The organism is Stenotrophomonas sp. SbOxS2, assembly GCF_013416715.1.
GTDB classification, from domain to species: Bacteria; Pseudomonadota; Gammaproteobacteria; order Xanthomonadales; family Xanthomonadaceae; genus Stenotrophomonas; species Stenotrophomonas lactitubi.
The window spans coordinates 81,158-104,706 of sequence record NZ_JAAVXD010000006.1 but is presented as its reverse complement, the minus strand read 5'-3'; the positions used below and the strand labels follow the sequence as shown (position 1 = coordinate 104,706).

The following is a 23,549-nucleotide window of genomic DNA, read 5'->3' as shown; positions in this document are numbered from 1 at the left end:
CGCATGCGATCTGAACGGTTTCCGGCTGGAAACGCTTCCCGCTGCGGGGCTGTGACCGGGTATTCAGGTCGCGGCCAGCCCCGGGTGCTGCGGCCAGCGCGGGCCGGAACCGGTTCCGGCTATAATTGGGGGTATTCCATTCAGTCTGTGCCCGCTGCCGCAACGGGAAGTTCCCCGTGACGGACCGGGCGCAGGGTCGCGCCTACGGAGACCTCATGTCCTCGCAATACATCTACACCATGAACCGCGTGTCCAAGGTGGTCCCGCCCAAGCGGCAGATCATCAAGGACATCTCGCTGTCCTTCTTCCCGGGCGCGAAGATCGGCCTGCTGGGCCTGAACGGCGCCGGCAAGTCCACCGTGCTGAAGATCATGGCCGGCGTGGACACCGATTTCGAGGGCGAAGCCCGTCCGCAGGCCGGCATCAAGGTCGGCTACCTGGCGCAGGAACCGGAGCTGGACCCGACCAAGACCGTGCGTGAAGCGGTTGAAGAAGGCGTTGGCGAAGTGCTGCAGGCGCAGGCTGCGCTGGACGCGGTCTACGCGGCCTATGCCGAAGAAGGCGCCGATTTCGACGCGCTGGCCAAGGAACAGGAACGCCTGGAAGCGATCCTCGCTGCCGGCGACGCGCACACCCTGGAAAACCAGCTGGACGTGGCCGCCGACGCGCTGCGCCTGCCGCCGTGGGATGCCATCGTCGGCAAGCTGTCCGGTGGTGAAAAGCGCCGCGTGGCACTGTGCCGCCTGCTGCTGCAGAAGCCGGACATGCTGCTGCTCGACGAACCGACCAACCACCTCGACGCCGAGTCGGTGGAATGGCTGGAACAGTTCCTGGCGCGCTACACCGGCACCGTCGTGGCGGTCACCCATGATCGCTACTTCCTGGACAACGCCGCCGAGTGGATCCTGGAACTGGACCGTGGCCGCGGCATTCCGTGGAAGGGCAACTACACCGACTGGCTGACCCAGAAGGATGAGCGCCTGAAGCAGGAAGACAACCAGGAAAAGGCTCGCCAGAAGGCGATCCAGAAGGAACTGGAGTGGTCGCGCCAGAACGCCAAGGGCGGCCGCACCAAGGGCAAGGCCCGTCTGGCCCGCCTGGAAGAGCTGCAGTCGGTCGATTACCAGAAGCGCAACGAGACCAATGAAATCTTCATCCCGCCGGGCGAGCGCCTGGGCCAGGCGGTGATGGAATTCAAGAACGTCTCCAAGAAGTTCGGCGACCGCCTGCTGTTCGACAACCTGAACTTCCTGGTGCCCTCGGGCGCCATCGTCGGCATCATCGGCCCCAACGGTGCCGGTAAGTCGACCCTGTTCAAGATGATCACCGGCCAGGAAAAGCCGGATACCGGCGAGATCGTGGTCGGCCCGACCGTGCAGCTGTCCTATGTCGACCAGAGCCGTGACGCGCTGGAAGGCAACCACAGCGTGTTCCAGGAAATCGCGGGCGGCCTGGACATCCTCAACATCAACGGCATCGAGATCCAGTCGCGCGCCTACATCGGCCGCTTCAACTTCAAGGGCCAGGACCAGCAGAAGATGGTCGGTTCGCTGTCCGGTGGTGAGCGTGGCCGCCTGCACATGGCCAAGACCCTGCTGCAGGGTGGCAACGTGCTGCTGCTCGATGAACCGTCCAACGATCTGGACATCGAAACCCTACGTGCGCTGGAAGATGCGCTGCTGGAGTTCCCGGGCAACACCTTCGTCATTTCGCATGACCGCTGGTTCCTGGATCGCATCGCGACCCACATCCTGGCGTTCGAAGGCGACTCGCACGTGGAGTTCTTCCAGGGCAACTACCGCGAGTACGAAGAAGACAAGCGCCGCCGCATGGGCGACGACGCTGCGCCGAAGCGCCTGCGCTTCAAGGCGCTGAAGTAAGGCAACCGGAAAGGCCGCGCTCGCGCGGCCTTTCTCATTTAGGTAGGTCACCACCGTTGGTGGTGAAGGAAGGCGTACCGACCAACGGTCGGCACCCACGTTCTGCATTTGGGTAGGTCACGACCGTTGGTCGTGACACCTTATTGTCGTGAGAACCCCCATGTCCCTGTTCGAACGCCTGTTCCAGCTGCAACAGCACGGCACTACCGTGCGCACCGAACTGCTGGCCGGTGTCACCACGTTCCTGACGATGTCCTACATCGTCTTCGTCAATCCCGAGATTCTCGGCACCACCGGCATGGATGCGGGTGCGGTGTTCGTGGCCACCTGCCTGGCCGCCGCGCTGGGCTCGGTGGTGATGGCACTGGCGGCCAACTTCCCGGTGGGCATGGCACCGGGCATGGGCTTGAATGCGTTCTTCGCCTTCACCGTGGTCGGTGCTGCCGGCCTGCCCTGGCAGCAGGCGCTGGCGGCGGTGTTCATTTCCGGCCTGGTGTTCCTGGTGCTGTCGCTGACCGGCGTGCGCGCGTGGCTGGTGTCGGGCATTCCGGCGTCATTGCGGTCGGCGATCGTGGCCGGCATCGGCCTGTTCCTGGCGATCATCGCGCTGCAGAAATCCGGCGTGATCATCGGCAACGAGGACACGCTGGTCGCGTTGGGCCCGCTCAATACCGCACCGCCGCTGCTGGCACTGGGTGGCTTCCTGCTGATCGCGATCCTGGAAGCGCGGCGTGTGCGCGGCGCGATCCTGATCGGCATCCTGGCGGTGACCGCGGCCGGCTGGGCGTTGGGCGATCTGCAGTACCACGGGTTGGTGTCGTTGCCGCCGAGCCTGGCACCGACCTTCCTGCAGCTGGACCTGCCCGGCCTGCTGCACCACAACGGCGGCGCGCCGATGGCGGTACTGCTGCAGGTGGTGCTGGTGTTCGTGCTGGTGGAAGTGTTCGATGCCACCGGCACGTTGTATGGCGTGGTCGGCCGTGCCGGCCTGCTGAAACTGCCGGGCGCACAGAAGCGATTCGGGCGCGCGCTGCTGGCCGACAGCACGGCGATTGTCGCCGGCTCGCTGCTGGGCACCAGCAGCACCACCGCCTTCGCCGAAAGCGCCTCTGGCGTGCAGGTGGGTGGCCGTACCGGTTTGACCGCGCTGGTGGTGGCCGCGCTGTTCCTGGCCGCACTGCTGTTCTCGCCACTGGCGGCGATGGTGCCCGGCTATGCCACCGCGCCGGCGCTGCTGTTCGTGGCCGGGCTGATGCTGCGTGAACTGGTGGAAGTGGACTGGAGCGACCTGACCGAGTCGGTGCCGGCGGCACTGTGCGCGCTGGCGATGCCGTTCACCTATTCCATCGCCAACGGCCTGGCCTTCGGCTTCATTGCCTATGCCGCGCTGAAAGCGGGCACCGGCCGCTGGCGCGAGGTGCATCCGGCGGTGTGGCTGGTGGCGGTGCTGTTCGTGCTGCGCTACGCGCTGGAGTAAGCCGGTGGCTGTTGCCGGCCGCTGGCCGGCAACCTCACATGCCTCGGGAATCCTGCAGTTGCCGGCCAGCGGCCGGCACTACCCGATGCCGCGTGGCCTTCACTCGTACTGGATGGTGAAGGTTGCCTGCCCGTTTGCAACACCGGCACCCACGGTACCGGCCTGGGTCTGCACGTAGCGTGCGCGCAGCGGCAGGCTCAACGTAGAGCTGCCAATAGTGGTCGTGCCGACGTTGATGGTCTGGCCGAAACGCACTTCGCGCTCGCTGCTGCCATCGCGCTGCACCATCTGGATGCCGATGCGCGTAGCGCTGTTGGCAGCGGCGCTGAGCTTGAGCACGCCCGGCATGTTCGAACCATCCTGGTCGGCATCCAAGCGGATGCCGACCTTGCTCTGGAACTGTGCAAGGTTGCTGCCCTGGCAGTTCAGGCGGATGTCGAAATCACGGTTGACGGCCTTGGAGCCGACGCCGGTGAAGCTGGTGTTGGGCACGCTGCCGAAATCCACCGGAATGTTGCGGCTGCCGGCCTGTACTTCGCAGGTCGGGCTGACCACGGTGGTGCCCGAGCCCTTGAAGGTCGACGTCAGCACCGGGCGCCCGGCACCATCACCGTCGAAGTAGTACGTGGTGAAGCGGCCGTTCGGTGCGATGGTGCCTGAGCCGGTCTGTGCCGCCGTCTTGATCAGCTGGATGCGGAACTGACCGCCCACCAGCGAGATGGTGGCGTTGCCGGCAAAATTGATGGAGTGCGGGTAGTACGTCTGGATGGCACCGGAGTCGCGGAACAGACGGATGCCCACGCCCGCGACATCGGTTTCATAGACATTGGAAAAGCCCGCAACCGGCCGGCGCTGCGCTGCATTGACGTACTCGCCGACGGAACGACCACCTGACCAGTCACAGCGGGCAACGCTGTTCTGCTGATTGATCGCCACGCTGATTTCCTTGATCACACCGCCTACGGCGGTGCTTGGCAGGATCACGATCTGCCCCATGTCCATCGTCACGTCCTGAGCGGTAAACCAGCTGGACTGGATGCGACAGGAGGCGCTGGCCTGTTGGGCCAGCAGCACGCCGCCAAGCACGGCAAGGGTGGCCAGCGCCTTGCGGCCACGGAAGAGAATCATCGGCATGCTGCCTCCAGCGGGATGAAGCCGGTCTTGGACGCATCGGCGCCCGCCGGTACCTGGTAATCAACCGTGCAGCGCTGGTCAGCACCGGAGCCCCATTCAACCTGCAGGCTGCCCTGGTTCTTCTCGCTGCGCACGTACAGGCGGCCGCCCTGGCTGACCATGCCCACCGGCTGGCCAGTTTCGTCCTTGACCTGCGCGCCGAACGGCAGCGTGCGACCGTCGGCGTTGCGCACCTGGATCAGCAGCGCATTGCCCTTGCGGGTATCGAAGCGCAGGTAGCTGATGGCACCGGCGAACGGAGCGATCGACTGGCTGCTGCTTTCCAGCTCGACATCGTGAGCCATGCCCTGCGGGTCCAGGGTCACGGTGTTGAGGCGATACGGCGACACGTAGGGGACCACGGCGTAACCGCGACCATCGATGCGCAGGCCCGGCGCGTTGCTGACCATGGCATCACGTGCACCCGGTGCCTCGACCAGCACCATGGTTTCACCGCGCTGCGGGGTCAGGGTCACACCACCACTGTGCATGACCAGGCTGCCGTTGGCACCGAACGATGCCTGGCGGAAGTCACGCGAATGGCCGTAGGTCGCGTTCAAAGCGGTGTAGCGGCTGCGGTACTCGGCATTGCCGACGGCGGTGGTGCCACCGTCGCGGGTATCGGACAGGGCCACGCCGTAGCTGAAGTTGTTGTCCACGCCTGCGGCGCCGGTGATGCCTACACGGCTGCTGTCGTAGCCACCGCGTTCGCGCACACCGACATCGGCACTGAGCGAGACCGGGCGGGTTCCGCGGCCCAGCGGCACGCTCATCGACAACAGGTACTGGGTATCGGAACGGCCCAGCGCACCTTCTTCGGTACGCAGTGCGGAGAAACCGAAGTTCACCGAGCGCCAGGCGTTGTTGTAGCCCACCTGGTACTGCTTGGCAGTACCGGGGCGATCATAGAAGTCACGCACCGAGCCGGTCACGTACAGCGCGCCCCAGCGACGGCCGAGCGGCTGGTTCAGGGTCAGCTGGAACTGGCTGCGCTGGCGGCCGCGGGTGCTCGGATCGATGCCACGATCATCGGCGTCGCGTGCGTACAGCGCATCCTGCAGGCTGTAGAAGCCTTCAGTGGAATAGCGGTATGCGGCCAGGGTCAGGTTGGTGCCGGTCTCGCCGATCATGTTGCTGTAGCTCAGGCGCACGCTGGCGCCGGTGCTGTTGCCGTAATGATCGAACGAGGTACGGGCATGGGTGACATCGGCGGCGAAGGCACCCAGCGGTGTGGACACGCCGATACCGTACAGCAGCGACAGGTAGCCATCGCTCAACGCGCTGCCACCGTACAGGGTCAGCTGGTTGCCGATGCCGCGCTGATAGGTGCCCTGCATCAGCCACGGCTCATCGCGCAGCTGCTTGTTGCGGACCTGGCCGGCAGTAATCGCATAGCGCGACACACCGGCGCGCAGCATCTGCGGCACCGAACCGAACGGAACCTTGAACTCGCGGCGACGGCCATCGGCTTCGACCACGCTCACTTCCAGGTCGCCGCCGTAACCGGTCGGGTACAGGTCGTCGATCACGAAGTTGCCCGGCGACACCGAGGCCGAATAGATCAGCTGCTGGTTCTGGCGGACTTCGACGCGCGCGTTGGTCTCGGCGATGCCACGCACGATCGGCGCGTAGCCGCGCAGCGAATCGGGCAGCATGCGATCGTCGCTGGCCAGGCTGGCACCGCGGTAGCCGATCGAATCGAACAGCTCGCCGCTGGTGTAGGCCTCACCCAGGGTGAGCATGCCGCGCACCTGCGGAATACCGCGCTGCGCATAGGTGGCGATGCTCTGCCAATGACGGCCGTCGCCTTCGTTCCAGGTCAGGTTGGAATCGTGGCGGAACTGCCAGCCGCCCAGGTTCAGGCCTGCGTTGAGTCCCAGGTAGGCGCTGCGGTTGCGGTTGCCACCGTCGGTGCGGCTGTCACTGTCGATCGCGTTGAAGCTGTAGCCAACGAAACCGGCATTGATGCCGCGGTCCCACAGTGCGGGATTGACGTAGCCTCGGGCTTCGCGGCGCATGAACGCCTGCGGGATGCTGAGGTCGTAGCGCAGGTTGCCGCTGTCATAGGCGCCGTAGGCGTTGGCCATGCGCTGCTGCACCGGCGCACAGGTGCTCTTGTCCAGCGCTGCGGACGGATCCTGCTGGAGCAGAACCGCTTCGCTGTCCACGCCCAGTTCTTCCAGCGTCGCCACATCCAGGCAGGCATCGACACGGCCCTGCGCATCGGCCTTGAACTGCAGATCGCGGCGGCCCTGCCATGCGCCGTTGACGTAGACGTCGACGCGGTAGTTGCCGGCAACCATCGGGTTGCCATTGGAGAAAGCTGCCAGGTCGACCTGCTTGGCCTGGCCAGACAGGAAGCTGGAATTGAACTGCGCCTGTTCCGGCGCACGCGCCGTTGCCGCACCGCTTTGCGCCATCAGCGCTTGTTCGCCGAGATTGGCCGGTGCAGCCAGTGCCCATCCTGGGCAGGCGACGCCAGCAGCCAACAGGCAAAGCGCCTGATGGATCGACAATGTCAATCTGTTTCCGATCACACTGACATTCCTTCAATTCGCCGCACGGCGGCAGTTGCGGGATGCGCAGGCCAATGGCCCACGCGGCGCTTTCAGCCCCCGGTAGCGGACAGGCGGATCGTGTGTTCGACCCGGCCGCCGTAGTCGTTGATGGTGATGAAGCGGACCTGCTCGATGCCGGCCGGAGCCGCGAAATCGAGGCTCTGCTTCGGTGCAACCATCTTTCCCTGCTCTTCGACCGGCCGTTCGCCGCTGCCGGTCACGGCATGCACTTCAGCCAGGGTCACGTGGAAGGGACTGGGGTTTTCCACCCGCAGGCGATCACCGCTGCGGGTCCAGCGCAGTGCTGCAGGCGCGTCGTTGGCGACGCCCTTCAGGCCCTGCGGCCGGTAAAAAAGCTTGAGGCGCGAACGAAACGCGACCTGCAGGTAGTTCTGTTCGCCACTGTCGGCGCTTTCCGGCGACGGCGGCACATCCAGCACGTTGAGCCAGAACACCGATTCGTGGTCGGTCGGCAGCTGCGCGCCAGAGAAGATCAGGCGCAGCGCCTGGCTGCGACCGGGCTCGACACGGCTGATCGGCGGCGTCAGCACGAACGGTGCATCACTGGTATCAGCGGTCTGGTTGGCGTCGCCACTGTCGACCCACGCCTGCACCAGCGCGGGCGAGTCGCCCACGTTGTCGACCTGCACGGTGACTTCGCGCGATTGCGCCGGGTAGATCACTCGCGTGCCATTGACCACCACGCCGGCCAGAGCGTTCTGGCAGAAGGGCAGCGTGAACGCTGCCAGCAGCAGCGCCCGGGGAAAGATTGCTTTCATCGGAATTACTACGCTCGAGATGTGTGGCCAGGGGCCGCGAAGCACTGGCCGGCGCGTACGCCGGCCAATGCGGGTACGGCTACGATCAGTTGTAGATGATCGTGTACTTGACGTTGCTGGTGACTTCACCGGCAGTCGCGGCGGCGGTCGCGTAGTACTCAGCGTAGTAGTTCAGGTTGGCGGTGCCATCGGCAGCAACGGTCACCCACTGCGAGTTGTCCTGGGCCTGGTTGGCGCCCGAGGCCTTGACCGGCAGGAACTGGTTGTTCGAGCCCAGCAGCTGCAGCTGCACGTTGCCGGCAGCATTGGCCGCAGCCTGGTTGTTCAGGCGGCCGCTGTTGAAGTCAACGGTCGAACCCGGCTCGAAGTAGGTAGCGACGTTGCCGGCGCTGCACTTGGTCAGGTTGATCGCGAACGGGGTACGACCAGCGACGGCACCGGCGGCAGCCAGGGTGCTCTTGGACACGGTCGGCAGGTTGACAGAGAAGTCCTTGCCACCCGGGGTCGAGATGGTGCAGGTCTTGTCGGTGACCTTGCCGTTGAAGGTGATGGTGCCGTCGGCAGCATTGGCGGCCAGCGGAGCGGCAGCCAGCATCAGAACCGCGATGAATTTGATCTTGTGCATTGCTTGTACCTAACCCTACTGAAGAGATGGAAAGTAGAGGAGGAAGCAAGGAGCACTGCCGGGCATCGGACCCTTCCTTGCGTCTCACCTGTCGCCGGATTCGGACGTACCTCTCCCTGAATCCGTGACGCAAGTATATGCATAAATGTGACCCAGTTCTCATAATTTTTTATGAACACAACATCTTGACGCCAATAAATTGACGTGATAGCTCAAAAATGGAGGATGCCCGGGAAGCCAAAGCAGGCTTAGCGTGCGACGCAAATGGCACTCGATCGTCGACCGCGTTTGCAGGTAAAAACGGCGTTATTTGACGCGCATCACCCTTCTCGGGTGATGGCCCTAGCAGAACGAAACACTGCCTATCAATGACTGTTCGCGGTTGTCGCTAACTAGGACACACCGAACCAGAGAACGTGTCATGAAGAGCTCGATCCTGCTGTGCGTGGCCTTGATGTCCGTCAGCGCACTGGCCCAGGCCAGCAGCGGAAGCGTCCGCTTCAGCGGTCGCATCGTCGATCCCGGCTGCACGACGCGCCTGTCCCAGCAGGAGCTGAGCCTGGAAGCGTGCCCGCCGTCGGCCAAGGGCGCCAAGGTGGCGGTGACGGCGCTGGGCGAAGGTGAAACGGCAACGCTGCGCGAAGGCGGCCGCCATGGCCAGCAGCTGGCCGTGGCCGCACGCACGATGCGTGCCGGCGACCTGTCGTTCTCCGAGCGCTATCGCCTGGAAGCCTCCCAGCGCCAACCGCTGCGAGGCGCCTATCTGGTGGTGGTCGACTACCCCTGAACCGGGTCCGACAGTTCGAACACCTGCCGCAGGTAGGACAGGTAACCCGGGTCATCGCACATGCTCTTGCCCGGTGAGTCACTGAGCTTGGCCACCGGCTGGCCATTGCAGCGGACCATCTTGATGACGATGTTGAGCGGGGTCGGCCCCAGATCGTTGGTCAGATGGGTACCCACGCCGAACGCCACCTGGCAGCGGCCGCGGAAGTAGTCGTACAGGCGCATCACCTTGGTGATGTCGAGCCCATCGCTGAAGACCAGCACCTTGCTGCGCGCGTCGACGCGGCGCTGCTGGAAGTGGGCCAGCATGCGGTCGCCCCAGTCGAACGGGTCGCCGGAATCATGGCGCACGCCATCGAACAGCTTGCAGAAATACATGTCGAAGTCGCGCAGGAACGCGTCCAGCCCGACCACATCGGACAGCGCGATGCCGAGGTCGCCGCGGTACTCGCGTGCCCACGATTCCAGCGCCGCCACCTGCGAATCGCGCAGGCGCGGGCCCAGCGCCTGGAACGCCTGCAGGTATTCATGGGCCATGGTGCCGTGCGGGGTCATGCCGTACAGGCGCGCGAAGTGCACGTTGCTGGTGCCGACCAGCTGCGGGCCCAGCGCATCGCGCAGCAGCGGCAGCAGGCGCGCATGCCAGTCGCGCGAGTAGCGGCGGCGGCTGCCGTAGTCGGCGATGCGGCACTGTTCGAAACCGGGGGTATCGCGCAGCAGCGCGGCCTTGGCCTGCAGGCGGCGCTCGCCCTCGGCGAAATCGGCCGTGGTGGTGTTGCGGAACCAGACTTCGTTGATGATCGCCAGCAACGGCACTTCGAACAGGATGGTGTGCAGCCACGGACCGGTGATGTCCAGTTCGATCTCGCCGGGCACGGTCTTCGACGCACGCAGCTGGATGTACTTGCGGTCCAGGTGGAACAGGCCGAGGAAGTCGGCGAAATCCGGCTTCACGAAGCGCAGGCCACGCATGTAGTCCAGCTCTTCATTGCTGAAGCGCAGGCTGCACAGGTGGTCGATCTCCTCATCGATCTGGTCGATGTAGCGGGCCAGTTCGATACCGGGGGTGCGGCATTTGAAACGGTATTGAACCTGCGCGCCGGGGTGCTGGTGCAGCACCGCCTGCATCATGGTGAACTTGTACAGGTCGGTGTCGAGCAGGGACTGGATGATAGGCATGGCTGGAATTATGCGCCTGTAGGGGTGAACCGGGGTCCGCGGGGAGGTGGAGCCCTATCGCACGGCGTGGCTCTGCAGTAGATCCACGCCATGCGTGGATGATCCTGAGGCAGCGTGTTACAGCGACCTGCGCAGCAGCCTCGGTACCTGCACCAGCGCGTGGGCCCAGATCGCGCCCCACACTGCCACCCGCACCGGCAACGACCGCTGCGGCGCTTCGAACTTGCTGAAGTAGCGCCACAGCCCGCGATGCTTGTGCCATTCCACGAAGAACGGGCGCGAACGGCTAGACACCCCGCGCACGTGGGTCACCTTCAGGTCGTTGGCGATGGCGACCACGCCACCGGCCTCACGCACGCGGCGGCACAGGTCCAGGTCTTCGGCATGCAGCCGGTAACCGGCATCCCAGCCGCCGATGCGATCAAACAAGGCGCGCGGCATCAGCAGCAGCGCACCGGACAATGCCGGTACCTGCTGCAACGGCTGCACCGGGTCGCGGGCAATGGCCAACCGCGCGCCGCGCCCGGGCGAGCGCAGCATGGCGAGGAAGTCCGGATCACGACGCCTTACCGCGTCATCGGCCTGGCCGTGCTCGTCCACCTGCTCCACGCCCAGCAGGCAATCGCCCACCGCACCGGCACGGTCACGCAGTGCGGCGAGGGTATCGATTTCGACCATCAGGTCAGGATTGATGAAGGCCAGCCACGGGCTGCGTGAATCAGCAGCGCCCTGGTTGTTGGCTGCGGCGAAACCGGGATTGTCCGGGTTGGCAATGAAACGCACGCGCGGATCGTGGCTGGCGTGGCGCTGTATGACTTCCAGGGTGTCATCCAGCGAACCGTTGTCGATCACCCGGATCTCGGCCACGTCCTGCGCCTGGCGCAGTCGTGACAGGCAGGCATCGATGGTGCTGCCGCTCTGGTAGGTGACGACGATGGCGGCAATGGCGGAATTCAAACAGGCGGCTCCAGCGGTGATGACGGCACGAACAGGTCGCCCTGCCCGCGCGGCATTATCGCCTGCTGCAGGTTGTGCTGCAGGTCCTGGCGCAGCGTGTGCAGCGGATCATGCATCAGGAAGTCAGCCAGCCGCGGTACCCAGCCCGGCCAGCGCGCGGCCAATGCCTCCAGGTCGCCGTCGCGGCTGGGCGCTTCACTGGCACGGCTGACGAAGGCGTTTTCGCACAACACGTTGCGCCAGCCGAGGCCGGCCATGCGCAGGCTCAGATCGACCAGCGCCGCGTTCCAGCCCAGGTAGCTTTCTGCATCCAGGCCACCGGCACGCCGCCGCGCATTGGCGCGCACCAGCACCGCATGAGTGACTGCCGAGGGGAGTTCAGGATGCAGGGTCGGCAGCGCCGCGCAGACGTGGGCCAACAGCGCCGGGTCGCTCGGCTCGGGGTTGAGTTCACCCAGCCGCGGCCAGGCAGCGGTTTCGCCCACATTGCACCACGGCGTGGCGGTGGCGATGGCGGCGTCACGCGCAAACGTGGCCTGCAACTGCTGCAGCCATCCGGGTGCAGGCACGCTGTCCGGGGCCAGCACCGCGACGTCCAGGCCGTCGCAGGCACGCAGCATTTCGTCCAGATGGGCGACCTCGCCGAGGGGTCTGGCGCGGCGAGTGTATTCGGCCTGCAGCGGCGTATGTGCCAGCCAGTGTTCGACCACCGCCTGTGCACGTGGCCCGGCTTGCGCGTCATCGCCCAGCCAGATCGATGTCCCCGCTGCGGTACCGGCATCAAGCGCAGCCAGGCAGCGGTCAAGCACCGCGTCGTCCACGCCGAGCGGCAACAACACGATCGCCCCCATCCCGCCTCCGTGGTTGTCGGTGGCCACAGCGTAGCATCGGGTGGGTGTCGGCCGGGTTGCACCCGGCACCGGCAGAGGCCGCAGCAACGGCAACAGCAACAGCCGAAGCGGGTTTCCTGTGGGATGGCGGGGTGGGTCCGGTGGCGGGGGACGCCGTAAACCCATCCCTGGGGGCTTGGCCGCGGCATCCATGCCGCGGACACCCCCGCAACCGGACCCACCCCGCCTTCGACAGTTTTCCGCGAACTGTTGGAATGGCTCTTGGGTTCAGATCCGTTTTCCGCAGGAAAATGGATCTGATCCCAGATTCATTTCGATATCTGACAGATGTGTCGACCAAGGTCGACACCTACCCACAGCAGCAGGAAACTGTCGAAGGTGGGGCACTGTGGGTTTGCGGGGTGTGAGCCGCATGGATGCGGCGACCAAGCCTACATGGACGTATTTACGGCGTCCCCGCAAACCCACAGTGCCCCGCCCTCCCCCAGTAAACCCGCTGTTGCTGTTGCTGCTGCCGTTGCTTCGGCTTCGGCGGGTGCCGGGTGCAACCCGGCCGAACCCCCTTACTTCTTTGAGCCCGGCTGGTTCAGCGGCTCCATCGCCCGGAAGCGCTGGCTGTATTCGTCGGTCAGGGTGCGTGCTTCCTGGCCGTTGCGGACGATGGTCGGGGTCAGCAGCACGATCACTTCCGAACGACGGCTGGTGCGGCTCTTCTGGCCGAACAGTGCACCCAGCACCGGAATCCGGCTGAGGCCGGGAATGCCGCTGCTGCCATCCGTGGCCGAATCGGTGATCAGGCCGGCCAGCATGATGGTGTCACCACTCTGCACCGCGGCCTCGGTGGCCAGCTTCTTGGTGGAGATGCGCGGGTTGCAGTTGCGCTCCTGCGGATTGCAGTTCTCAGGTACGTCCGAGGCGCTGCTGATCTCCTGCACGATATCCAGGAACACCGTGCCGTCGCGGGTTACGCGCGGGCGCACCTTGAGGATCACGCCGGTGTCGATGTACTGCACCGAGCTGTAGCTGCTGGTACCGATGCCGGTGTTGACCGTGGTGGTGTTGATCGGCACCTTGTCGCCAACGTTGAGCGTGGCTTCTGCGTTGTTGCGCACGAACACCGAGGGCGTCTGCAGCAGGCGCACGTCGGTGACCTTGTCCAGTGCGCTGACCACGGCGGCGCCGTTGTGGCCGGTGAACGCCCAGTTGGCACCGTCGGTGCCGGTCACCGCGCCGGCGAAGGTGTTCCAGGAACCGCCGGCCATCGCCGGCAGTGACAATCCGGACAGCGCACCGGTCAGCGCGCGCCCTGCCACGGCGTTGTCGAAGTACCAGTTCACGCCGTACTTCAGGTCGCCGGTCAGCCCGACTTCGGCCACCTGCGCTTCGATGTGTACCTGCAGCGGCATCACGTCCAGCTTCTCGATCACTTCGCGGATCGAGCGCCACGCCTGCGGCGTCGAACGCACCAGCAGCGTGTTGGTTTCCTCCACCGCCGACACGCCGACACGATCGCCTTCCACTTCCAGGCTGATGCTGACGTTGCCCGACTGGCGCTGCGGCAGGTTCAGGGAACCGGAGCTGCCGCCGCCACTGCTGCCGCTGCTGCCACCCACCGTGTTGTTGAAGCTGCTGCCGTTGTTGGCGTCCATGCCGCGGTCGCCGTCGCTGCCCAGCTGCGACGGAATGGCGCCCGGCGCCAGCGATGCCGGGCCGGCGCCGCTACGGTTGCCGCTGCTGGCGAAGGCTTCGCTGAGGCGTTCTGCCAGGTCGCGGGCCTTGATGTAACGCAGTTCATGCGAGAACAGGCGCGCGCTGCCACCGGCGGTATCGATGCGGTCCAGCCACTGCTGGATCTGGTCCAGGTAGCGCACCTGCGGGGTGATCACCAGCACGGCGTTGGCGTTTTCCAGCGGCAGGAAACGGAACATGCCGGCGCTGGGCGTCTTGCTCTCTTCGCCGAACACCTTTTCCAGATCGGCCGCGACCTGCTCGGCCTTGCCGGACTGGATCGGGAACACGCCCACCGACATGCCCGAGAGCCAGTCGACGTCGAAGATTTCGACGGTGTGCAGGTAGTTCTCGAGTTCGGCACGGGTGCCGCCCAGGGTGATCACGTTGCGGCCGCTGTCGACGTTGACGATGGCATTGGGCCGCGCATAGGGCTCCAGCACCTTCTTCATCTCGGTGGCGGAGATGAACTGCAGCGGCACCACGCGCACTTCAAAGCCGCGTGCGCTGGAGGCGGGCGCGGTGCTCGGCGCCACGGTGCCGGCCAGTGCCTGGTCGGCGGCAACGATGTTGTAGCGGCCACCGCTGTAGACCATGCGGGCGTTGTTCCAGCCCAGCACCATCTCCAGCAGGTTCAGTGCCTGTGCCGGCGATACCGGCTTGGGCGTGGCAAGAGTCACTGTGCCCTGCACCCCCGGGGCAATCACGTAGTTCTGGCCGAGCATGTCACCGAGGATGGCCTTGACCACCGCGTGCACCGACTCGCCCTCGAAGTTGAAGGTGGCTTCGCCGGAGCTGGCCGCATGCAACGCGGGCGACGGCTTGCGCGCGGCCTCGCGGTTGATCATGGTGCCGGTGCCACGGCGGATCACCGCCTGCGGCGTCCCCTGAGCTTGATCGGCCGCTTCGGTCTGCGCATCGGTGGCGGCCTGACCGGCGCTGGCCGATGGCTGCAGGTTGCCGTTGCGTTGCACATGCGGGGCGGACACGGTGCTGCAGCCGACCAGCAGTGTCAGGGCAAGGGACCAGGGAAGAAAACGCAGATTCATGCATTCACTCTATCGGTTGGTGCCATCGCCCGGGGGCGGCGACGGTTGTTGCTGCTGTTGCTGCAGCTGACGGCGGCGGGCCTGGATGCGTTCGCGGATGGCCTGCATCTGCGCTTCGCTGGGACCGTTGGTGTTGGCAGGTGGCGCGGCGGCCGCGGCCGGTGCAGGCGACGCGGGAGCCACGTTGCCATCGGTGGCACGTGGGTTGGGCTGGGTCTGGCTGGGCGCCGGCTGTGGCGGCGGCGGCGGAACCACCGCGCCGGGCACAGGCGGTGCGCCATTGGCCCCGCGCAGGACCGTCGGCGCTTCACCGCCCTGGCCATTGAACACGGCCAGCTCCAGCACCTGACTGCCACTGGAGCCGATCACCGTGGCCTGGCGTGGTTCCAAGGCGACCAGTTGCCAGCCATCGACGGCATCGCCATTGAGGCGCAGGCGCAGCGAGCGGCCCTGCTCGGTGGTGAAGGTGGCCATGCTGAAATCACGGGTGAGCAGCACGCCGGTCAGGCGCAGCGTGGGACTGGCGGCGGCTTCGCTGCCGCCCAGCAGATACGGGCGTGGCTTGCGGTCCTCTGCGAACAGGGGCCGCTCGCTGATCACGCTGTAGCTGTCTGCGCCGGCCATGCGTTCAGCGGCCAGCACCGGCAATGCCGGCAGCGCGGCCTGGGCGTCGCCTTCTGCGCTGACCGTGGGCAGCTGGCTGCCAAGACCGAAGCCGGTGGCCAGCCAGGTCGCGGCCGCCCATCCGGCCAGCGCCAGCAACAGCCCGGTGCGCAGGTTGATCTGTTCAAGCTTCATCGGCCACCTCCTGCGCATCGGCAGCAGGCTGCTCCGCCGGTGCCGGCGGCGACACCACCGGCGCCGCCGCAGGTGGCGTGGCCACGGGCGCTGTGGCGGGATCGGCAGCCGCACCTGGCAACAGGTAGCCGGCCAGCTCGAAGGACACATCGAGACCGAGGCCGGATTCGTTCGGCGATTGCTGGAAGCGCTGCGCGATCAGGTTGAGGTTGTCCACGAACAGGCGCGGGCTGCCGGTCTCCAGGCTGTGCAGCACGGTGGCCAGTTCGGCCACGCCACAGCGCAGGCGCACCTGCATCGCCACACGGACGAAGGCGGCATCGCGACGGTTGTCGCTCAATGGCGTGCGGTTGCTGATGGTGCAGCTGCGGTTGCCCGGGCTGGCCATCGCCACCGCATCCTGCAGGCGTGCGCCGAGCGCGGCCGCAGCGGCTTCGGCGGTGGCTTCCTGCAGGAACCCGGGGCGCTGCTGCAGGGCGTCGCGGGTCGCGCGCAGCCGCTGTTCGATCTGCGGCTGCTGCTGCAGCTGCGCCTGTACGCGCTGCTGGCGCTCGCGCAGGGCAGCGGCATCGGCGTCGATCGCGAGCAATGGCTGGGTGAACCACGGGTGCACCAGCAGCAGGTAGGCCAGGCCCAGCACTGCCAACAGCAGTGCCAGTGCCAACCAGCGGTCACGGCGTGCGCTTGGCATCGGCATGGGCCGCCTCCGTGGTTTCAGTCGCGGCGGCTGCGGGCGCAGGTGCGGCCGAAGGCAATGGCTGCAGCTCGGCGGTCAGGGTGAAGCGGTCGCGGCCACTGGCGGCACCATCGGCCTGCAGCACGCCGGTGAGGTTGACCTTGCGCCATTGCGGCGCGTCCTGCAGCAGCGGAACCAGCTGCGATGCTTCGCTGCTGAGGCCGATCAGCTGCAGGCTGTTGTTCTCGATCGCCAGTTTTTCCAGGTAGGTACCATCAGGCAGGCGCCGGGTCAGCTCATTCCACACTTCGACGGTACTGGCGCGCTGGTTGCGTTGTGTTTCCAGGAACGTCGCTCCATCCAACAGCGCCTGCAGCTGGCTGCGTTCGCTGGCAACACCACGCGCGCTGCGGGCGCTGCGCTCGACGTCTTCGCGCAGCGCATCGACAGCAGCGCGGCGGTTGTCCAGCAGCTGCATCGCCGCCAGCACCAGCATCACCAGCGCCGCTGCGGCAAGCAGCAGGTTCCAGCGCCGCATCGGGTCCGGCCGCTGCTGACGCTGCGCGGGCGGCAGCAGGTTGACCTGCAACGTGCGGCCCTGTGCATCGATCGCATCAACACCGGCCAGCGCGTCAGCCCAGTCGCCGATCTGCGCACGCCAGTCATCGACCTGACGCAGCGGCCACGCCACCAGTTCCACCTGCAGCAGGCCTTCGCCGGCACTGCCCAGTTCACGGATGTCATAGCTGACCTGGCTGGCTTCGAACGGTGTCTGCCGGTCGATCTCGTAGCCGACCACCGCGCGCAGACGGTCACCGGCCGCGGCGGGCAGGCGCAGCGTGCGCCGCAGAACCTGCCCGGCGGGCAGCAGCCACACCCGTGGCAGGCTGCGCAGGCGCGGCTCCAGCACGCGGTCCAGGTCCGCCGGTTGCAGCGGCCACGGAAGACGGGCCACGGGCTCGAGGCCGTCACCGGTTTCGCGCCAGACCTGCAGCTGCCCGTCTTCGCACTGCAGCAGCAGGCGGGTCTGCGACCAGCCCAGCGCCCATTGCCAGCGCATCGGCACCCAGGCCAGCAACGACTGCCGCCACCAGCGCAGGAAACGGCCGGCACCGGGGCCGATCTGGCCCTGCACCTGCCGCAGACTGTCCTGCCAAGCCGTCATCTTGCTGCCATTCCCTGCTCCCAGCGAAGCACTGTGTAGGTCCGGCCGGGCACCCCGCCCGATCCGTTGCGCACCACCGCCTGCAGCACCGACAGGCGTCCGCTGCCGTCAGTGGCGCGGGACTCGATACTATAGGTGCCACTGCTGCTGGCAAGCGCCGATGCACCCGCAGCGTTATCTCCGTCACGCTCCTGCTGGGCGCGTTGCGCCAGCAGTTGTTCCGCATCCAGGCCCATTGCCGTCAACACCGGGCCACTGGCGAAGCGTGGATCCGGACGCGCCTGCCGGCTGTAGAGCGTCAGGTGCGGCAGCATCGCGGCGTACAGCGACCCGCGCATTCCCAGCACCCGCTGCAGTTCGCCCAGGGTTTCAAAGCGCTTGTTGCGCGGGCCATAGGGCAGGCCCGCGGCGGCGTACTCGGGTGCTTCGGCACCGCCACCCGGCTGCAGCAGGCTGTCTTCGTCGCGCCAGTCGATGATCGCGCCGGCCAACTGCTTGGCGGTTTCAGCCGGCTCGCCCAGTGCCTGCATGAATGCGGACAACAGGGCCGCATCCGCCAGGTTGAGGTTGATCTTGCCGTTCTCATCCAGCACCCGGATCTCGATACGGGCCTCGTCGAACTGCCAGCGATAGGCGCGGCCGTCGGCCTGCCACGGCGGACGCTGCGGGTCTGGCTGCAGCCGCAGCAGCGCGTATTCCAGGCCCGCGCGCGCGCGCTCCTGGCCGCGTGCATCATCACCGAGCACCCGCTGCTGCAGGTGCTCGACCCGTGCGCTGAGCGCAAAAGCGCCGACCAGCGCGGTCATCAGCGCGATCAGCCACAGCACCAGTACCAGCGCGGCACCGCGTGGACGCTTCATCGCGCGCCTCCGCTGCCGCCGGCGCGCAGTGCCACCACCAGCGGCGGCCACGGCGTGCCCCTGCTTGGCACGATCTGCACTTCCACCAGCAGCGGCAGGCGCCGGGTGTCATCCCAACGGGGCAACCATTCGGTCATCTGCCCGTTGCTGGCGTCGACACCGCGATAGCGCAGCCGTACGTCCTTCAAGTCCTCCGCCAGCACTTCGGGCGGGCGCGGCGGGTTCTCTTCGATGCGCTCGCCTTCCTGCAGCAGTACCAGCTCCAGCAGCAAGCGGCGGTGGCCAGCTGCGCCATCCACCTGCAGCGCATGCAGGTACGGGCCGCCGCGACCGAGATAACCCGGCAGATCGGCAACGAATTTCATGCCCTGATCGTCGCCCTGGAAGAACACCGGTTCACGGGTGGGATCGGGCACTTCCAGCGGGCTGCGCAGGGCGCTGGCGAGCTGGCGCCGCAGCAGGGCCTGCACTGCGCGCATGCGTTCGCTCTGCGCGGCAATCTGCTCACCGCGCTGGCTGATCGCCATCGCCGAGCGCACGCTGGCGAACGCCAACGCCAAGCCGCCAGCCAGAAGCACGGTGGCCAGCATGACTTCGATCAGGGTGAAGCCCCGCGCGCGGCGCCTCATCGCGCATTCTCCAGCGCAGGGGGCAACAGACGCAGGCTGCGCCAGCGCAACTGCTCGCGCTCGCTGTCGCCCCACCGCACCTGCAGCTGCAGTTCCGCCAGCCACGGTGCGCCCGGCGACTGCGCAGCGGGCAGCGCACCACTGCGCGGCTCGGCCCAGGGCTGCACCTGCAGCTGCCAGTGATATCGCCCCTGCTCCCACTCGCCCTGTTGGCTGCCGGCCTGCAGTGGCGCTTCCACCCCAGCGGCAGCCAGCAACGACTGCGCGTGCAGCACCGCGCGCGTGCGCAGCTCGGCATCACGCACCTGGCGCGCGCCAACGGACAGGCTGCCGAGCAACAGCGTCAGTGCCAACCCAAGCAGTGCGAAGGCAACGATCACTTCAAGCAGGGTGAAGCCACGGGCGCGCGACCTCATTGCGCCCGCCATGGTCCGGAACGGACTTCACCGGTCAACCAGCCCACATCGATGCGCCACTCGGCACTCTCCAGCTGCAAGCGGATACGGCCGCCGCTGGAGCCACCGTCGGGATGGAATTCGATCACGCCCTGACCGGGTGCGGTGGCCAGCTGCGCGGCACCTTCGAACTGCACCTTCAGCTTGGCCGGCACTTCACCGTGGCGCTGGCTGGCGCCCTGCCAGCGATGCTGCGCCGGTTCGATCACGAAGCGCTGCGGCTCGCCGCGGGCAATCGCCTGCGCGCGCACCATGCGCAGCTGGTTGGCGATGTCCTTGCCGGCACTGCGCAGCTGCATGCCGGCAAAGCCGCGCGACATGCCAGCGGCGGTGATCAGGCCGATGGCCGCGATCAACGCGATCACCAGCAGCATTTCCAGCAGCGACAGGCCCGCTGCGCGCCTGCCGTGCAGGCGCGGGCGTGACAACCGGCGCGGCAGGAAAAGCAGCATGCGCGCTTACGGCTGGTAGCGGATGTCAGCGTCGACGCTGCTGCCGCCGGCCTTGCCATCCTTGCCCAGGCTGATCAGCTCATACGCCTGGCCTTCGCCCGGTGCGCGGTACTCCAGCGCGTGGCCCCACGGGTCGTTTAGGTCGGCGGGCTTGGCATACGGGCCCAGCCAGCCACCGACGCCGGCCGGCGCGGTCACCAGGTCGTTGAGCGAGGCAGGCAGCTTGCCGGTGTCGATCTGGTAGTTGTCGACCTTGGAGGCAACGGTCTGCACCTGCGCCTTGGCGATGTTCGCCTTGCCCCGATCGGCGCCGCCGAGCACGCGGCTGGCGACCAGGGTCAGCACCGCGCCGATCAGCACGATGACGATGATGATCTCCAGCAGGCTCATGCCCGACTGGTGGCGTGCGGCGGTGAAGGAAAGGCGGATCGGTCGACGGGAAGCAATCATGGTCGGTCCTTTCAGGTACGGGATGTCGGGGTTGCGAAGGAGGCCATCGTCAGCCGATGGCGTTGGTGAGGTCGTACAACGGCACCAGCACGGCCACGATCACCGCGCCGACCACCGAGGCCAGCACCAGGGTGATCGCCGGCACCATCGCCGCCAGCAGGCGGTCGATGCGGCGAGCGCTGTCCTGTTCGAAAGTATCAGCAGCTTTCAGCAGCATGGTATCGAGCGCGCCGGACTCCTCGCCGACCTGGATCATCTGCAGGGCCAGCCGGGGAAAGCGCTTGCCGCGCGACAGCGCCAGCGACAGGCCGGTGCCGTTCTTGACCTCGTCGGCGGCGGTTTCCAGATCGGCCGCCAGCGCGCGGTTGCCGAGTACGTTGCGGGCGATGCCCAGCGCCGCCAGCAACGGCACGCCGTTGCGCAGCAATGTCCCCAGGGTGCGCGCCAGCCGCGCGGTTTCCAGTTCGCCCAGCAGGCGGCCGATGCCGCGGCGCTGCAGCAGCCAGCCATCCAGCGCCAGACGGAACGCGGGCTGCCGCGCCTTGCGTTCGAACAACAGCAGCAGCACGCCCGGCACCACCAGCAGCAGCACCCACCAGTCGCGTACGAACAAGCCCAGCTGCAGCACCAGGTTGGTGAACCACGGCAACGCCACGTCCAGGCTTTCGTACATCTGTGCGAACTGCGGCACCACATAGCCCAGCAGGAACAGCAGCGCACCGCCCACCACCACCAGCAGGATCGCCGGGTACACCAGCGCGTTGATCACCTTGCCCTGCAGCGCACGGCTGCGTTCAAGATAATCGGCCAGGCGCTGCAGCGTGTCATGCAGGCTGCCACCGGCTTCACCGGCGCGCACCATGTTCACGTACAGGCGCGAGAACAGGCCGTGCTGGCGTTCCAGCGCAGTCGACAGCGGCGCGCCACCGCGCACCACGTCGCGGATGTCGGTGATCGCGCGGCGCGAGCGCTCGTCTTCGGGCAGGCTGAGCAGGATCGACAGCGCGCGGTCCAGCGGCTGCCCGGCACCGAGCAGCGTCGCCAGCTGCTGGGTGAACTGCAGCAATGCCGCGCCCTGCAGCGGACGCTGGCGGAACAGGCCGCGCAGGCTGCTGCCGCCAACCGCACCACCGTCGGCCAGCTGCGTTTCCATCGGCAGATGGCCCTGGTCCTGCAGGCGAGCGACCAGCTCGGCCTCGCTGGCCGCTTCCATCTGCCCGTCGAACACTTCACCGTGTGTATTCAGAGCCTTGTAACGGTAGTTCGGCATGTCAGCGTCGTCCCTGCCCGCGCATCAGCCTTCCTCGGTCACGCGCAGGACTTCCTCAAGGGTCGTCTGCCCGCTCAGGGCCTTGCTCAGGCCATCCTCGTACATGGTGCGCATGCCGGCTTCACGGGCGATGCGTTCGATCTCGCCCATGCCATCGCGACGCATGACCGCACGCCGCAGCGCGTCGTTCATCACCAGGAATTCCATGATGGTGGTGCGCCCCAGGTAGCCGGTCGGCGCCAGTGCCGACGGCTTCGGCCGATACAGGTGGATCGTTCCCTGCGGCTGCAGGCGACGCAGGTCGAAGCGCTCGATCTCTTCCGGCGAGGCTTCATAACGCTCGGCGTGGGTCGGTTCCAGCCGGCGCACCAGGCGCTGGGCCAGGATGCCGTTGATGGTGGAGGTGAGCAGATAGTCTTCCACGCCCATGTCGAGCAGGCGGGTGATGCCGCCCGCGGCATTGTTGGTATGCAGCGTGGACAGCACCAGGTGGCCGGTCAACGCCGACTGGATCGCGATGCGCGCGGTTTCCAGGTCGCGCATTTCGCCGATCATGATGATGTCCGGATCCTGGCGCACGATGCTGCGCAGCGCATTGGCGAAATCCAGCCCGATCTGCGGCTTGGCCTGGATCTGGTTGATGCCCTCGATCTGGTACTCGACCGGATCTTCAACGGTGATGATCTTGACGTCGGCGGTGTTGAGCTGGCTCAGCGCAGTGTACAGCGTGGTGGTCTTGCCCGAACCGGTGGGGCCGGTCACCAGCAGGATGCCGTGCGGCTGTTCAAGCACCTTGCGGAACTGCGGCAGGAAGGCATCGGTGAAGCCCAACCGGTGGAAGTCGAACACCACCGTCTCGCGATCGAGCAGGCGCATCACCACGCTTTCGCCGTGCGCGGTGGGTACCGTGCTGACACGCAGGTCCAGCTCCTTGCCCTGCACGCGCAGCATGATGCGGCCGTCCTGCGGCAGGCGACGCTCGGCGATGTTGAGCCGGGCCATGATCTTGATGCGGCTGATCACCGCGGCGGTCAGGTTGGCCGGCGGGCTCTCGCCTTCGACCAGCACGCCATCGACGCGGTAGCGCACTTTGAGCCGGTTCTCGAAAGGCTCGACGTGGATGTCCGATGCGCGCAGTTCGACCGCGCGCTGGATCACCAGGTTGACCAGGCGGATCACCGGCGCTTCCGAGGCGAGATCGCGCAGGTGCTCGATATCGTCCACTGCACCGCCTTCGCCATCGGCGGTTTCCACGATCGCCCCCATCGCGCTGCGGCCCTGGCCGAACCAGCGCTCGACCAGGTCATCGATCTCGGCGCGCATGCCCAGCAGCGGCGTTACCGGCACGCCCAATGCCAGCTGCACGGCCTGCTGCGGGTACGGATCGTGGGCGTCGGCCAGCCACAGCTGCACGCCGTGTTCATCCAGCGCCAGCGGGCATACGTGGAACTGCTTGAGGAAGCGCAGCGACAGCGGCAGGCCTTCGGCCAGTGCCTGCGGCGGCGATTCAGGCAGCTGCCGTCCTTCCAGCAGCGGCAGGCCCAGCACATCGGCGCTGGCCTGCGCCTGGTCACGTTCGGACACCAGCCCAAGCCGGACCAGCAGGCCGAGCAGGCTGCCACCGGCCTCGGCATGCAGTGGCCGCGCACGCGCCAGATCTCCTTCCTTGAGCCGACCACGTGCCAGCAGCGCATCGAGGATGCGGCCTTCAGTGTCGTCGATGGCGGTGGCAGCGAGCGCGTTCACGTGACT

The 23,549-nt window shown here is 66.7% G+C and carries 21 protein-coding genes; 3 read left to right on the top strand and 18 right to left on the bottom strand.

Translation table 11 applies throughout. From position 1 onward, the window contains the following. Positions 1–215 precede the first annotated feature (215 nt). Both ettA and HFK18_RS13960 read left to right on the top strand, forming a co-directional pair. Complete coding sequence (gene ettA / locus HFK18_RS13965; protein WP_025876664.1) at positions 216–1,880, top strand: energy-dependent translational throttle protein EttA; 1,665 nt, start codon at positions 216–218, stop codon at positions 1,878–1,880. 160 nt (positions 1,881–2,040) lie between these two features. After that, a complete protein-coding gene (locus HFK18_RS13960; protein ID WP_180166731.1) occupies positions 2,041–3,357 on the top strand; it encodes an NCS2 family permease in 1,317 nt (438 codons plus the stop codon). A 99-nt stretch (positions 3,358–3,456) separates the two neighbouring features. Here HFK18_RS13960 and HFK18_RS13955 read toward each other — a convergent pair whose 3' ends face one another. The 4 genes from HFK18_RS13955 to HFK18_RS13940 all read right to left on the bottom strand — a co-directional run bounded on the left by HFK18_RS13955 (position 3,457) and on the right by HFK18_RS13940 (position 8,492). Next, entirely contained in the window at positions 3,457–4,491 is a 1,035-nt protein-coding gene (locus tag HFK18_RS13955) for a fimbrial protein (protein ID WP_180166730.1), read from the bottom strand. Then, on the bottom strand, positions 4,482–7,046 hold the full coding sequence (locus HFK18_RS13950; protein ID WP_180166835.1) for a fimbria/pilus outer membrane usher protein: 2,565 nt from the start codon (positions 7,044–7,046) through the stop codon (positions 4,482–4,484). The genes HFK18_RS13955 and HFK18_RS13950 overlap by 10 nt, the downstream gene beginning before the upstream one ends. A 92-nt stretch (positions 7,047–7,138) precedes the next feature. Then, complete coding sequence (locus HFK18_RS13945; protein WP_089238705.1) at positions 7,139–7,867, bottom strand: molecular chaperone; 729 nt, start codon at positions 7,865–7,867, stop codon at positions 7,139–7,141. An 85-nt stretch (positions 7,868–7,952) separates the two neighbouring features. Then, entirely contained in the window at positions 7,953–8,492 is a 540-nt protein-coding gene (locus HFK18_RS13940) for a fimbrial protein (RefSeq protein ID WP_049469455.1), read from the bottom strand. Positions 8,493–8,913: 421 nt separating this feature from the next. On the opposite strand from HFK18_RS13940, the gene HFK18_RS13935 reads away from it, so the two are divergent. Then, positions 8,914–9,279: a type 1 fimbrial protein gene (locus HFK18_RS13935; protein ID WP_089238703.1), complete on the top strand. Its 366-nt coding sequence runs from the start codon at positions 8,914–8,916 to the stop codon at positions 9,277–9,279. On the opposite strand, the gene pncB is transcribed toward HFK18_RS13935, so the two are convergent. From pncB to gspE, 14 genes are all read right to left on the bottom strand, one after another. Next, complete coding sequence (gene pncB, locus HFK18_RS13930) at positions 9,270–10,457, bottom strand: nicotinate phosphoribosyltransferase (protein ID WP_180166729.1); 1,188 nt, start codon at positions 10,455–10,457, stop codon at positions 9,270–9,272. The two genes, HFK18_RS13935 and pncB, sit on opposite strands and share 10 nt — an antisense overlap. 117 nt (positions 10,458–10,574) lie before the next feature. Then, positions 10,575–11,414, bottom strand: coding sequence for a glycosyltransferase family 2 protein (locus HFK18_RS13925; protein ID WP_180166728.1), 840 nt, complete (start codon positions 11,412–11,414; stop codon positions 10,575–10,577). Further along, the gene (locus tag HFK18_RS13920) at positions 11,411–12,265 is read right to left on the bottom strand and encodes a glycosyltransferase (RefSeq protein WP_180166727.1); all 855 of its coding nucleotides are present in this window, start codon (positions 12,263–12,265) and stop codon (positions 11,411–11,413) included. Before HFK18_RS13920 ends, HFK18_RS13925 begins: the two co-directional genes overlap by 4 nt. Before the next feature lie 563 nt (positions 12,266–12,828). Beyond that, on the bottom strand, positions 12,829–15,042 hold the full coding sequence (gspD, locus tag HFK18_RS13915; RefSeq protein ID WP_180166726.1) for a type II secretion system secretin GspD: 2,214 nt from the start codon (positions 15,040–15,042) through the stop codon (positions 12,829–12,831). A 9-nt stretch (positions 15,043–15,051) separates the two neighbouring features. Then, positions 15,052–15,840: a general secretion pathway protein GspN gene (locus HFK18_RS13910; RefSeq protein WP_180166725.1), complete on the bottom strand. Its 789-nt coding sequence runs from the start codon at positions 15,838–15,840 to the stop codon at positions 15,052–15,054. Continuing rightward, entirely contained in the window at positions 15,830–16,537 is a 708-nt protein-coding gene (gene gspM, locus HFK18_RS13905) for a type II secretion system protein GspM (protein WP_180166724.1), read from the bottom strand. Before gspM ends, HFK18_RS13910 begins: the two co-directional genes overlap by 11 nt. After that, positions 16,512–17,681, bottom strand: coding sequence for a PilN domain-containing protein (locus tag HFK18_RS13900; RefSeq protein ID WP_180166723.1), 1,170 nt, complete (start codon positions 17,679–17,681; stop codon positions 16,512–16,514). The genes gspM and HFK18_RS13900 overlap by 26 nt, the downstream gene beginning before the upstream one ends. Next, positions 17,678–18,541 (bottom strand): type II secretion system protein GspK, encoded by an 864-nt coding sequence (locus HFK18_RS13895; protein WP_180166722.1) that lies wholly within the window; start codon positions 18,539–18,541, stop codon positions 17,678–17,680. The genes HFK18_RS13900 and HFK18_RS13895 overlap by 4 nt, the downstream gene beginning before the upstream one ends. After that, a complete protein-coding gene (locus HFK18_RS13890; protein WP_180166721.1) occupies positions 18,538–19,170 on the bottom strand; it encodes a type II secretion system protein J in 633 nt (210 codons plus the stop codon). Before HFK18_RS13890 ends, HFK18_RS13895 begins: the two co-directional genes overlap by 4 nt. Further along, entirely contained in the window at positions 19,167–19,586 is a 420-nt protein-coding gene (locus HFK18_RS13885; protein WP_180166720.1) for a prepilin-type N-terminal cleavage/methylation domain-containing protein, read from the bottom strand. The genes HFK18_RS13890 and HFK18_RS13885 overlap by 4 nt, the downstream gene beginning before the upstream one ends. After that, entirely contained in the window at positions 19,583–20,077 is a 495-nt protein-coding gene (locus tag HFK18_RS13880; protein ID WP_180166719.1) for a GspH/FimT family pseudopilin, read from the bottom strand. The genes HFK18_RS13885 and HFK18_RS13880 overlap by 4 nt, the downstream gene beginning before the upstream one ends. Positions 20,078–20,083: 6 nt before the next feature. Next, positions 20,084–20,527 carry a type II secretion system major pseudopilin GspG gene (gene gspG, locus HFK18_RS13875; protein WP_032951922.1) on the bottom strand — a complete coding sequence of 148 codons (444 nt, stop codon included), beginning with the start codon at positions 20,525–20,527 and terminating at the stop codon, positions 20,084–20,086. Positions 20,528–20,576: 49 nt separating this feature from the next. After that, positions 20,577–21,797: a type II secretion system F family protein gene (locus HFK18_RS13870; protein WP_100551522.1), complete on the bottom strand. Its 1,221-nt coding sequence runs from the start codon at positions 21,795–21,797 to the stop codon at positions 20,577–20,579. 24 nt (positions 21,798–21,821) lie between these two features. Continuing rightward, on the bottom strand, positions 21,822–23,543 hold the full coding sequence (gene gspE, locus HFK18_RS13865; protein ID WP_100462854.1) for a type II secretion system ATPase GspE: 1,722 nt from the start codon (positions 23,541–23,543) through the stop codon (positions 21,822–21,824). Between the last annotated feature and the right edge of the window lie 6 nt (positions 23,544–23,549).